The following is a 12,754-nucleotide window of genomic DNA, read 5'->3' as shown; positions in this document are numbered from 1 at the left end:
GCACAAGAAAGTTGCCTTGACCGCGTGTATGCGGAAATTCATCACTATTCTGAACGCGATGATTCGAGAAAAACAAGTGTGGTGTGCAACTTAAATTTGGGGTGGTTGACACCACAGTCGCTTGTTAGCTGATTGAACCACGATACCATGAGGGAGGGCTTTGCAACCCCGACCATCCCCAATCTGCAAGCATTTCCATCATGGCTTCATCGTCGTAGGGCCGAGAATCTTGCTTTGACTCACCTAAACATGAAAACCCATATCCAAGGCTAATCAGCTGATTAGCGTAATCAGAAATTTGGCCGAAATTGGTAACAAGCAACATGCCTCGAACTGCCCCAAACTCTTTAAGTAGAACTGGCACGGTTATTTTTATACCCTCTACTTCTACAACAAACGGAACTTCGATTTTTAAGCCCCATTTTTTTGCTTCGAGCATCCATTTTTTCTGAAATGGGGTAAGTTCCATGGATTCTCCCGATCAGCTAACAGTTTTATTCAGAAGCCCCAGATATAGACATTATGTCTATATCTGGGCATATATATCCATATGTATCCATTATGCCTAAATATGGACATGACCTATATGGCTATATCTGGACATATGCCGCGTACCAGCTCAGTGATTGAATTTCCAGGGCCTGGTCGTTTTTTCATCATTTCTGTCGGTGGCTAGGAGCCCTAGATATTCAGCCGTAGGTTCGCTTCAATTTCCCCAATGAGCGGCTCTGGCACTTCGTATTCCATTGCCAGTTGCCGCCACCGCGAAACCTCTTCAACCACCGCGTCCACAATTCCATCGATCTTTCTCTTGGAAAACAGCGGGCTGACCTTTTCCAGGCTGTAGATATCTTCGCGGGTGAAGTTGTCCCGCTTGCCGTTCAGGCTCATCCAGTGACTGTTGACCCAGCGGCTGCCGGGTTTGTAGCTGTAGGCGAGGTCGTAGGCGGGGGCTAGTTGCCAGGTTTTTTCTTTTAGCTGGAAGGCGAAGTTTTTCGCGTGGTCGTCGTGGTTGCGGGCGACGATGTTGAACACCATGCGCCGCAGCAGTTGTTCGGCTTCCCTGGCGGAGAGTTTCAGTTGTCGGGCGACGCCGAAAAGTTCTGCGTAGGAGAAGGAGCCCGGTGTTTTGTAATCCACGTGGGCGATGCCGTTCAGGGTCTGGATGTGGATTTTGTCGTTGCCGCGGCGGTCGAAGCGTTCGGTGACGAAGTGTCGGCGATTGCCCTCGCTCAGCAGATGGCAGGGCATCATCTCGATGCCGCAGGCCTCGGCCATCTGGTGGTAGACGTATTCCATGGCGCCGAAGCCCATGGGGTCGCCGAAGGTTTCCTTGTTTTTGTTGTGCTCGCTGACGCCGTCGAACTTCATCAGGTAGTGGGTGAAGCCCTCGGGGACTTCGGTCTGCCCGGAGCGCACGTGGGTGAAGTCCTTGTTGAAGGCGAGTACCGCCTTGGGGCGGGCGCCGCCGGCGCTCATGCCGACGGACATCAGCGCCATCATGGCTTCGCGGTTGTCTTCGCCGGTTTTGTCCAGGTGTACGTTGAAGCCGCTGTGGTGGTCGAGCACTTCCTGGGCGATGGCCACCAGTTCGTCGATGGCGACGTCCTGGGAGGCGTTCAGCTTCTTGATGCGGGTGGCGGGGGCGTATTCCAGTGCGCCCATGCCGCGCTTGCCGGTGTACTGCAGTCGCTGCAGGGGTGTGATTTCTTCCGGGTGTTTGCCCTGGGCCGCCATCCAGGCGTTGAGTACTGCATTGCCGAAGTCGTCGGGGAGGGAGTCGGCAATCAGCCCGGGCAGGCCGCGAAAGGTGTCAAAGCGCAGTTCGGGGAAGCTGTAGATGCGCCGTGCCAGGGGCATTTTGAGGGGGGAGAGTTCGATACCGCTGTCGACAAAGGCGGGGTCGTATTCGAAGGCGCCGACCCCGGTGGCGGTGTCGAAGCTGATCGCACCGGCGGTCTCACCCTGGTAATCCACGCTGAGGGCTTCCATTACCATTCCGGTTCCTCCCGGGTGTCTGCTTTCCCATCTTCGTCGTCGTCATCCCCTTTGCCGCGCTGGCCGGACGCCCGTTGGCGCTGCTTGCCCTGCAGCTTGGCGAGCTGGATCGGCGAGGGTGGTTGCGGCGGCAGGAAACTGTCCAGCTGGGCGGTGAGTTCCAGTGCCTGCAGTATGGCGACCAGTACCTCCAGTTGGACTTTGCCTTTCTCCGCGTTGAGTACCGCCTTGCGGCTGACGCCGGTGCGTTCCGCGACCTCCAGCTGGGTGAGGTCCCGGTTCAGGCGCGCCTGCTTCAGACGTTGCCCCAGGGCTTCGGCGATGGCGGCAGGGGATTTGTTAGTGTAATCCATAAAGTCCCAATTTGGGTATCTTGAGCTGGTTTTGCTCAATTATGTGCCCATTTTAGGACTTTGTTAAGGATTAACTTATGTGCATAAAAAGGGACTTTATGGGTTTTTAGTCGTATAAGGTACTTAAAATGGCACCTTATGACTTTGTGTATGCGAGGGGCTTACTCTTTTGGGGCCCTGGGCGTTACCAATCGTGCAGGGTGCCATCCTCTTTGCGGTTTACCGGCAGGAAAGCCCTGTTGTAGGGATACCGTTCTGCGGCGCCCTCGTCGATATCCACCCCGAGTCCCGGCTGGTAGCCCGGGTGCAGGTAGCCATTGCTGAAGGCGTAGCCGTGGGGGAAGACCGCATTGGTTTCCTCGGTGTGGTGCATATATTCCTGGATGCCGAAATTCGGCACCGACAACCCGAAGTGCAGGGCGGCGGCCATGGTGACCGGCGACATGTCAGTGGCGCCGTGGCAACCGGTGCGCACGTTATACAGTGCTGCCAGGTTGGCGATGCGGCGCAGGTGGGTGATGCCGCCGGCGTGTACCACCGTCGCGCGGATATAGTCGATCAGTTGTTCCTCGATCAGCTGTTTGCAGTCCCAGATGCTGTTGAACACTTCCCCCACCGCCAGCGGTGTGGTGCTGTGCTGGCGGATCAGGCGGAAGCTTTCCTGGTTCTCCGCGGGCACGGCATCCTCCAGCCAGAACAGGCGGTAGGGTTCCAGGTCTTTGGCCAGGCGCGCGGCCTCGATGGGCGTCATGCGGTGGTGGGCGTCGTGCAGCAGGTGCAGGTCCCAGCCCAGCTCCTCCCGCGCCGCAGCGAACAGTTGCGGCACGACGCGCAGGTATTTCTCCGTGGACCAGACGTTCTCCGACGGCAGCTCGGCATCGGCGGGCTCGTAGCGCTCCTTGTCTTTGGAAACTCCGTAAGTGGAGGGGAGCCCGGGGACACCGCATTGCAGGCGCACGGCGCGGTAACCCATCGCCACATATTTTTTTGCTTCGGCAATGGTCTCTTCAATGGATTCGCCGTTGGCGTGGGCATATACCAGGTTGCCCTTGCGGCAGGCACCTCCCAGCAACTGGTACAGGGGCAGACCGGCCACCTTGGCCTTGATGTCCCACAGCGCCATATCCACCGCGGCGATGGCGCACATGGTGACCGGCCCGCGGCGCCAGTAGGCACCCTTGTACAGGTATTGCCAGATGTCCTCGATCTGGTGCGCGTCGCGCCCGATCAGGCAGGGCACCAGGTGATCTTCCAGGTAGCTGGCCACTGCCAGTTCGCGCCCGTTGAGTGTGGCGTCACCCACGCCGTAGGTGCCGTCGGCGGTTTCGATCTTGAGGGTGACGAAGTTGCGGCCCGGCGAGGTGATGACGACGCGGGCGGACTGGATCTCGAGCATTGGCGTTTCCCTGTTGTTATCCGGATTCTCTGTTGCAGGTGTTGCTGTCTGTCTCCTGGCTGGCGGCGACTGCATTTTCTGTCGCAGCGGGGGCGAGGCAGTTGCAAGCAGTCTAGTGACTGCCTGTGACACTGTGCCGACCCTGCCAAAGGATCCACATTATGGACCTGTTGCGCCCTCGATTGGTAGCGCTACCAGATTTTGCCACTGAAACACCGGATATTTCTTTCGCGAACGGGGGGGTACTTTCCGCTTCGGTGGTCCGTCTACAGCAATAGACAGGGAAAAACCTCTTGACTGGATCGAGCGAGAGGCGTATCTCTGTAATGGTAGCGGTACCAAAACGACTAAAAATTCAACAATAACCAATAAATGCCGCCAGGTCCTCCCGCTTGGATACCGGCCCGGAACCTCTCCGGGACGCCCGGTCGGGGAGAGCATTTCGGCGGCTGAATGCGAAGAGGGAAAACCCAAATGTTCAAACGAAACAAGCTGTCCGGTGCCATCGTCGCCGTGGTTGCCTCCATGTCCTGCGCCTCACCGCTGGTCGCCCAGGAGTCCACCACGCTGGAGGAGGTTACCGTTACCGGCATTCGTGCATCCATGGAGCGCGCGATGGACGTCAAGCGCGACTCGTCCGGTGTGGTGGATGCCATCTCTTCTGAAGATATCGGCAAGTTCCCCGATACCAACCTGGCGGAATCCCTGCAGCGCATCACCGGCGTTTCCATCAATCGGGTCAATGGTGAGGGTTCCGAAATCACCGTGCGCGGGTTTACCGGCAGCAACAACATGGTGACCCTGAACGGCCGCACCATGCCCGGCGGTATCGCCTACGGTGGTGGCAGTGGTGCCGGTATCACCCGCGGCGGCGGTACCCGCGCCTTTGATTTTGCCAACTTGGCGTCAGAAAGCGTACAGGGTGTACAGGTCTACAAGACCGGCCGCGCGGACGTGAGCAGTGGTGGTATCGGTGCCACCGTGAACATCGACACCGCCAAGCCATTCAATAACCCGGGCTTCCAGGCCACCATCGGTGCCAAGACCGTACACGACACCACCAATCTGGTGGGCGACGATTACACCCCGGAGCTCTCCGGTCTGCTCAGCTGGACCGATGACAACGAAAAATTCGGTGTGGCCCTGAGCGGTTCTGTGCAGGAGCGCGACTCCGGCGCCGCCAACGCCGCGGTCAACGACTGGAACATCGGCACCTGGGGCGAGGATGATCTCTACTCCTTTACCAACAATGCAGTGATTGAAAACGCGCCGGCCGAAGGCCAGCTGTACGCGCGCCCCAACGACCTGCGTTACGCCTGGTCCGACCGCCACCGCGAGCGCACCAACGGCCAGCTGACCCTGCAGTTCCGCCCGGTGGACAATCTCACCCTGACCGGCGATTACACCTACGCGGAAAACTACCTGCAGGAACACCGCAGCGAGCAGACCTTCTGGTTTGCCAACGGCGACAGCGCCAACCGCGTGGCCTTTGATAACGGTTCGGTTGCGGCCCCCACCATTTACTCCGAAGTGCTGAGCAACAAGGATGGTGGCTTCGAGCAGCAGTGGCGCGAGCAGACCAACACCCTCAATTCCGTGGGCTTCAATGCGGACTGGGAAGTTAACGACGGCTTCTCCCTGAGCCTGGACGTGCACGATTCCAGCATGGAATCCCTGCCCAGTGGCCCGGGCAACAGCGGCTCCATCGACGTGAGTATCGCCGCACCGGTACTGGCCTCCCAGATGGTACGGTTCAACAATGGCCTGCCGGTCGCCAATATCACCATCGACGATGAAGCCCGCGGCAACAACAACGGCGTATTCGATGGCGGGGACTTCGGTACCCAGGTAGCGCGCGTGTGGTATGCGGGCCAGACCACCGATATCACCCAGGTCAAACTGGACGGTGCGCTGGAATTTGACGATGGCCGCTTCGACTTCGGGGTGGAAAGCTCCGCGGTAGATATGCGCCAGCAGAGCTCCAACCGCTACATGGGCCTGGGTGACTGGGGTATCGCCAATCCCGGTGAAATCCCCGCTGGCCCGTGGGACGACTTCAGCCTTACCGGGCAGTTCGACGACTACAACACCAGCGATGCGCTGGCCACCGGCTTCCGCGGCGACCCCGTGGGCCTGTGTAACTGGGCCGTGGAAAAGTACGGCACTGCCGACAACGGTTACCAGTGCGCCTACGATCCCAACTTCACCACCAACAACCGCGTGGAAGAAGACACCGCTGCGGTTTACTTCCAAGCCTCCCTGGAAGGCGAGCTGGCGGGCATGGCCACCAACATCATGACCGGCCTGCGCTACGAAACCACCGATGTGAAGTCCTCCTCGCTGCAGCAGATTCCGCGCTACCTGCTGTGGATGGACAACAACGACTTCAATACCACCTATGCCGATGGCGAATCCGTGCTGATCAGCGCCGATTCCAGCTACGACAACCTGTTGCCGAGCCTGGATGTTTCGCTGGATATCCGCGAGGACCTTACCGGCCGCTTCTCCTACAGCAAGACCATTGCCCGCGCGGGTTACGGTAGCCTGTCGCCGTCGGTGAGCGAATTCGGCACCGTGGGTTCCACCTACAACGGCACCACCCCGACGGCCGTTGCATCCAACCCGGCGCTGTTGCCGCTGGAATCCGACAACCTGGACCTGTCACTGGAGTGGTACTACAGCGACAGCAGCTATGCCTCCGTGGGCTTCTTCGAGAAGCGCGTGGATAACTTCATCGGTACCGCGCAGGTGGAGGAAAACCACTTCGGCATGCGTGACGTGACCAACGGCCCCCGTGCAGAAGCTGCCGCCCAGGCCCTGGCCGATGGCGGTTACGCCCTCAACGACACCTCGCTGTTCGTGATGATGGCGGTGCTGGACAACCCGGATGCCTTCCCGGGCGGCGCGGCGGATTACACCGATGATGCGCAGTTCGCGGTAGACGTGGCCACCGCCTACGACCTGGCGCCGAACGAAAGCGATCCGCTGATGCAGTTCCGCACCTCCAAGCCGGACAACAACAAGGAAGCGAAAATCTACGGTGCAGAATTTGCCGTGCAGCACTTCTTTGGCGATACCGGCTTCGGTCTGCAGGCAAACTACACCATTGTGCGCGGCGATGTGGGCTTCGATGTGAACTCGGATCCGGGCGTGTCGCAGTTCGCCCTGCTGGGCCTGAGTGACACCGCCAACCTGGTGGCCATCTATGAAAACTATGGCTTCCAGGCGCGACTGGCGTACAACTGGCGCGACAGCTACCTGAACGAAGTGAACAAGGGTAACTCCCGCAACCCGGTATTTATCGAGGACTACAGCCAGATCGACCTGAGTGTCAGCTATGAAGTCAACGATAATATCGATGTCTTCTTCGAGGGCCTGAACCTGACCGAGGAAAACGTTCGCCACTACGGCCGCTCTGCCAACCAGTTGTGGTACCTGGAAGACCAGGGTGCGCGTTATCAGCTCGGTGCACGCTACGCCTTCTGATCAATCATCGTCTCGCCTTGATTGTACGTTGTGTTTTGGGCCACTGTTCCAGTGGCCCTTTTTTGCTTTCTGCAAGGTGGCTTTTCCGGTTGCATGCAGGCGCCGGGAAAGTGACACTGGAAACCCGGCAGGCGATGAAATAGCCATGCCGGGTTGATCATAATAACGATAAAGATGATGGGAGTTTTCATGGCCAACCATGTCCTGCTCAATAATGTGGATCATGCCAGCCTGCGGGTTGCTACCGGGCACTCCGAAGCCCTCGGTAGCCGTATCGGCCTGGTACCGGTGTTTGCCACCGAATTCAGTGAGGTACAGCGGGAATACCCGATCCTGCTGCGGCCGGACTCATCCCGTGGCGGCTACCAGGCGGTGGCGCTGCTGGGATTCGCCGGTGATGAAAACCTGTTTCTGGATGACGACGGCTGGCGTGCAGACTACGTGCCGGCCATTGTCGAGCGCGGCCCGTTTCTGATCGGTTTCCAGGAGCAGGAAATCGACGGCGAAATCCGCCGCGAGCCGGTGATCCATATCGACCTGGACAGTCCCCGCGTCAGCGAATCCGGGGGCGAACCTATTTTCCTGCCCCACGGTGGCAACACGCCCTATCTGGAACGAATCGCCGCGATCCTCAAGGGAATCCACAGCGGCATGGCGGTGAGTGATGACATATTTGCCGCGTTTGCCGAGCTTCACTTGATCGAACCGGTAAATATCAGCGTGGAGATTCATCGCGACGACAGCCTGGACCTCACCGGCTACTACACCGTGAATGAAGAAAAACTCGCGGACCTGGACGGGGCTGCGCTGGAGCGGCTGAACCGCGCCGGCTTCCTGCAGTACGCATTTTTTATTGCGTCCTCCCTCGGCAATATCCGTCGCCTGATCGAGCGCAAACGCCGCCGTGTGATGGCGACTGCTGCCGGCGCTACGGATGCCATGGCGTAAAACGGCGGGAGGTTTTGTGATGTCACAGGTCAACAATTCCGTGAAGGTCATCGAGGGTATAAACCCGGACAGTATTCCGTTTGACGAGCTGATGCAGGCGGGCGAGCCGGTACTGCTGAAAGGGCTCGTCCGCAACTGGCAGCTGGTGCAGCGGGGGCGGGAATCCGCCGCCGCGGCGATCGATTACCTGGGCGGCTTTCACAATGGCCGCACCGTGGCGGCCTATTTCGGCCGTGCCGACATTCAGGGGCGTTATTTTTATAACGACGATCTCAGCGGGCTCAACTTCGAAAGCCGGCGGCTGCCATTGAACGAGGTGCTGGAGATGCTGGCGCAGCATCTCGATGACGCGGCGCCGCCATCTGTGTATGTGGGCTCGACTACCGTGGATGCCTGCCTCCCCGGGCTGCGCGCACAGAACGAGCTGCAGTTTACGCACCCGATGTTTGACGGCAATCCGCCGCTGGCGAGTATCTGGATTGGCAACCGCTCCCTGGCCTCGGCCCACTACGACGCCCCCAACAATCTCGCCTGCTGCGCGGTGGGACGCCGCCGCTTTACCCTGTTTCCGCCGCAGCAGATCGACAATCTCTACCCGGGACCGCTGTCGCCCACACCCGGCGGCCAAGCGGTGAGTATGGTGGATTTTGCCAACCCGGATTTCGCGCGCTTTCCCCGCTTTCGCGACGCACTGGCGACGGCGCAGGTGGCGGAGATGGAACCGGGGGACGGGCTGTTCTATCCGAGCCTGTGGTGGCACCAGGTAGAGGCGCAGGCCGGTTTTAATGCCATGGTCAATTATTGGTGGAACCCATCACCGGCGTTTATGGATACACCGATGAATACCCTGTTGCACGGCATGCTGAGCCTGCGTGATCGGCCAACATCGGAAAAACAGGCATGGCGCGCGCTATTTGAATATTACCTGTTTGGTCCGGCGGAGCAGCCGCGTGCCCATTTGCCGGTGCATGCCCGCGGACCACTGGAAGAACTGGATACCATGAGTGCTCGCCGGTTGCGTGCACGATTGTTGCAGCGGTTGAACCGTTGATCATGAGAGGCAATATGAGCGATCTGAAAATCCGTAAAGTTGTCATCGCCGGCGGCGGCACAGCCGGCTGGCTGGCCGCTGCAGCGCTGAGCAAACAACTCGGTACGCTGCTGGATATCGAACTGGTGGAATCGGATGCGATTGGTACCGTCGGGGTAGGGGAATCCACCATTCCCACCATCTGCTCCTTTCACGCGCTGCTCGGCATCGACGAAGTGGAGTTTATCCGCGCAACCCAGGCTACGTTCAAACTCGGTATCGAGTTTGAGAACTGGGGGCGTCAGGACGACCGCTATGTACACGGGTTTGGGCAGATCGGTAAGCCGAACTGGATGGGGGAGTTTCACCAGTTCTGGCTGCACGCCAAAAGTCTGGGCTTCGGTGGTGATATCGGTGATTACTGCCTGGAAACCCAGGCGCTGGCGGCGAAGAAGTTCGCCACTTCAGACAAACCGGTACTGAATTACGCCTATCACCTGGATGCGACGCGCTACGCGCAGTTTTTGCGCAAGCATAGTGAGGCGCGCGGAGTGGTGCGCACTGAAGGCAAAATCAGCCAGGTTCGAACGAGTAATGAAAGCGGGAATATCGAATCTCTGGTACTGGACAATGGGCGGGTCGTTGAGGGTGATCTGTTTATCGATTGCACGGGGTTCCGCGCCTTGCTGATGGCGGAAACCCTGCAGTGTGGATTTGAGGACTGGCAGCACTGGTTGCCCACGGATCGCGCTCTGGCGGTGCAGTCAAAGCCGGTGGCGCCCGCGCGCCCCAATACCCGCGCGATTGCCCACGGTGCCGGTTGGCGCTGGCAGATTCCGCTGCAGTCGCGGATGGGCAACGGCATGGTGTATTCCAGTGAGTACCAGTCCGAAGACGCGGCGCGTAGGCAGTTTCTGCGTGATATCGACGGGGAGCCGCTGTTCGAGCCACGTCTGATTCCCTACCGCGCGGGCCGGCGGGAAAAAGCCTGGGAGAAAAACTGTATCGCCCTCGGGCTGTCCAGTGGCTTTGTCGAGCCATTGGAAAGCACCAGTATCCACCTTATCCAGATTGGCATCACCCGGCTGATGCAGTTGTTTCCGTTCGATGGAGTTGCGCCCAAATTGCGCGAGCGATTTAACGAACAGTCCCGGGAGGAGCTGGAAAAAGTGCGCGATTTTGTTGTACTGCACTACAAACTCACCGACCGCGATGACAGTGAGTTCTGGCGCTACTGCAAAAATATGCCGGTGCCGGATTCCCTCGCCGAGCGTATCGAACTGTTCCGCGAATCAGCCCATGTACACCGCAATGCCGACGAGCTGTTTCGCACCGACAGCTGGGTGCAGGTGATGCTCGGGCAGCGTCTGTATCCGCAGACATACCACCCCATGGGACGGTTGATGAGCGAGGATCAGCTGCGCCAAGCGCTGGGCGGTCTTAAGAACAACATTCAGCGGGCTGTGGATAAGTTGCCTGGTCACGCTGAATTTATCCGACGCTATTGCCCTGCGGAAATCCCCGCGGACGTGGAAGCCTGATGGGCCATGCCAAAAGTTGCCAACCCCCGGGAAAAGAGAGGATCATAGCCCGCCTGTAGATTGACCGGACCGTGACAGCGTGAAACAGAAACAGAGCCGCCGCCAGGGAAGTGGTCCCACCATTGCCGATGTTGCCCGCAAGGCGGGCGTCTCTCCGATGACCGTATCCCGGGTCATCAACGGTGAGAGCAATGTGCGGGAGAAAACCCGCGATACCGTCAATGCGGCCATCAAGGCCCTCGGCTATACCCCCAACAGTGCCGCGCGCAGCCTGGCCGGTGCGGCGCAGATCAAGGTTGGGCTGCTGCACAGCAACCTGAGTGCCTCTTACCTGAGTGCTTTTTTGATTGGCGCGCTGGAGCAGTCCAGCCGTTACAACGTGCAGCTGGTGGTGGAGCACTGCGATGCGGAGCTGAATGCAGAAGCGGTGGCGATGCGCCTGTTGAATGGTGGCGTCGAGGCGATGTTGCTGCCGCCGCCACTGTCCGATCTGCCGGCGGTGCTGGAGGTGCTGGAGTCCAGTGAGACCCCCGCGGTGTTGATTGCTTCGGAGATGCCCCGCCACAATATTTCTGTGGTCAAGATCGATGACTCCCAGGCTGCCTACGAGATGACCCGCCACATCGCTTCCCTCGGTCATCGCCGTATCGGGTTTATAACGGGTGACCGGCGCCAGCATGTGAGTGAGCGCCGACTGGAAGGGTACCGCCAGGCGTTGGCGGATTCCGAACTTGCCCACGATCCCGAGTTGGAGGTGGAAGGGCTGTTTACCTACCGCTCAGGGCTCAAGGCTTCCGAGCAGCTTCTGGACCTGAAGCACCCGCCGACGGCGGTCTTTGCCTGTAACGATGAAATGGCAGCGGCGACCATTTCCGTCGCCCAGCGCCGTGGTCTCAACGTGCCCCGCGATCTGACGGTGTGCGGGTTTGATGATACCGCGGTGGCCACCACCGTCTGGCCCGAACTCACCACTATCCACCAACCGGTTGTGGATATGTCACGTGCGGCAGTGGATCTGCTGGTCAGGAAAGTTCGCGCCCAAAGGGCTGGCGAAGCCGAGCAGGGGCAACAGGTACAGCTGGACTTTACCCTGATCCGCCGCCGCTCCGACGCACCCCCACAATAAAAAAAAGCCGGCGTAAGCCGGCTTTGAAGTCATACGATGAGAGCTATTGATCGCAACGCGATCCAGGGGAGAACTGATTCATTAGAGAGCCCCCTGTCGTGGAAGTTCCCGGTTAGGCATAAATTTTTTCGATTGGCGCCGTTCTTTTCATTGGCTCTTTAGAGTGGTAGTTTTCTGTTAGAAGTGACCGGGTAGTGGTAAAAAGCCGGAAGAACTGCACAAAATGCACAATTTTCACGAATAATACGATGCGCGGGTAAACCCCGGGGAAGTATCCGCATCCAACAGCAAAACTACGGGGAACAACCATGGCCGATCTGGTAATACTGGCGGCACCGGGGATGGGCGCGGTGGACGAGCAGTTTGCCCATCCGCTGTTCAATGCGCTCGCCAGTGCGCTCGGCGATGACTGGTCCCGGATCCACACCGACACCATTCTGTGTCAGGGCCATCTGCAGTCCAATATCGACCGTCTTTTCGAGGCCATGCAGAAGCGCGATATGGATTACCTGCGCGCGCGCAAATTCATGCTTTACGGTCTCTCGGAAGCGGCCGCGCAGCTGGGTGATATTCAGCAGCGCGGGGGCAATTACGAAAAGACCCAGCAGGCCGTTTATCAGACCTTTGAGCGTGCCGCCAAGGCCGTTGGGGATAACACCCCGGTGATCCTTCTCAGTCACTCCATTGGCTGCACCATTCTTTCCAACTATCTCTGGGATGCCCAGCGGCCGACAATCAATCACGGTATCTGGCGCGATGGTGGCCCCAAGGGGGTGCACAAGGGCTCCGCCAGGGACCTGTTTTTGCGTGGCAAAAGCCTGACACACTGGTACACCCTCGGTGCCTGCAGCCCTTTGTGGCACGGCGCCATGGGGC

At 59.1% G+C, this 12,754-nt stretch carries 9 protein-coding genes and 1 pseudogene; 6 read left to right on the top strand and 4 right to left on the bottom strand.

What is annotated here, in order from left to right; translation table 11 throughout:
• Positions 1-124: 124 nt before the first annotated feature.
• From QZ511_RS14495 to manD, 4 genes are all read right to left on the bottom strand, one after another.
• Entirely contained in the window at positions 125-469 is a 345-nt protein-coding gene (locus QZ511_RS14495) for a hypothetical protein (protein WP_295803402.1), read from the bottom strand.
• Positions 470-681: 212 nt separating this feature from the next.
• Entirely contained in the window at positions 682-1,992 is a 1,311-nt protein-coding gene (locus QZ511_RS14490) for a type II toxin-antitoxin system HipA family toxin (RefSeq protein WP_295803400.1), read from the bottom strand.
• Positions 1,992-2,351: a helix-turn-helix transcriptional regulator gene (locus tag QZ511_RS14485; protein ID WP_295803399.1), complete on the bottom strand. Its 360-nt coding sequence runs from the start codon at positions 2,349-2,351 to the stop codon at positions 1,992-1,994. The genes QZ511_RS14490 and QZ511_RS14485 overlap by 1 nt, the downstream gene beginning before the upstream one ends.
• 184 nt (positions 2,352-2,535) lie before the next feature.
• Positions 2,536-3,747 carry a D-mannonate dehydratase ManD gene (gene manD, locus QZ511_RS14480; protein WP_295803398.1) on the bottom strand — a complete coding sequence of 404 codons (1,212 nt, stop codon included), beginning with the start codon at positions 3,745-3,747 and terminating at the stop codon, positions 2,536-2,538.
• Positions 3,748-4,221: 474 nt separating this feature from the next.
• Between manD and QZ511_RS14475 the strand changes: the two genes are divergently transcribed.
• The 6 genes and pseudogenes from QZ511_RS14475 to QZ511_RS14450 all read left to right on the top strand — a co-directional run.
• Complete coding sequence (locus QZ511_RS14475; RefSeq protein ID WP_295803397.1) at positions 4,222-7,233, top strand: TonB-dependent receptor; 3,012 nt, start codon at positions 4,222-4,224, stop codon at positions 7,231-7,233.
• Between the two features lie 189 nt (positions 7,234-7,422).
• Positions 7,423-8,181, top strand: a complete 759-nt coding sequence (locus QZ511_RS14470; protein ID WP_295803395.1) for a SapC family protein — start codon at positions 7,423-7,425, stop codon at positions 8,179-8,181.
• A 19-nt stretch (positions 8,182-8,200) separates the two neighbouring features.
• The gene (locus QZ511_RS14465) at positions 8,201-9,232 is read left to right on the top strand and encodes a cupin-like domain-containing protein (RefSeq protein ID WP_295803392.1); all 1,032 of its coding nucleotides are present in this window, start codon (positions 8,201-8,203) and stop codon (positions 9,230-9,232) included.
• Between the two features lie 14 nt (positions 9,233-9,246).
• Positions 9,247-10,752: a tryptophan halogenase family protein gene (locus QZ511_RS14460; protein ID WP_295803390.1), complete on the top strand. Its 1,506-nt coding sequence runs from the start codon at positions 9,247-9,249 to the stop codon at positions 10,750-10,752.
• 79 nt (positions 10,753-10,831) lie between these two features.
• Positions 10,832-11,878 carry a LacI family DNA-binding transcriptional regulator gene (locus QZ511_RS14455; RefSeq protein ID WP_295803388.1) on the top strand — a complete coding sequence of 349 codons (1,047 nt, stop codon included), beginning with the start codon at positions 10,832-10,834 and terminating at the stop codon, positions 11,876-11,878.
• 308 nt (positions 11,879-12,186) lie between these two features.
• Positions 12,187-12,754, top strand: a pseudogene (locus QZ511_RS14450) (hypothetical protein); the annotation flags it as partial.

Origin of the sequence: uncultured Microbulbifer sp. (assembly GCF_913055755.1) — a bacterium.
Taxonomy (GTDB): domain Bacteria; phylum Pseudomonadota; class Gammaproteobacteria; order Pseudomonadales; family Cellvibrionaceae; genus Microbulbifer.
Note: the sequence above shows the minus strand (reverse complement) of the source record. Positions and strands in the feature narration are given on the sequence as shown.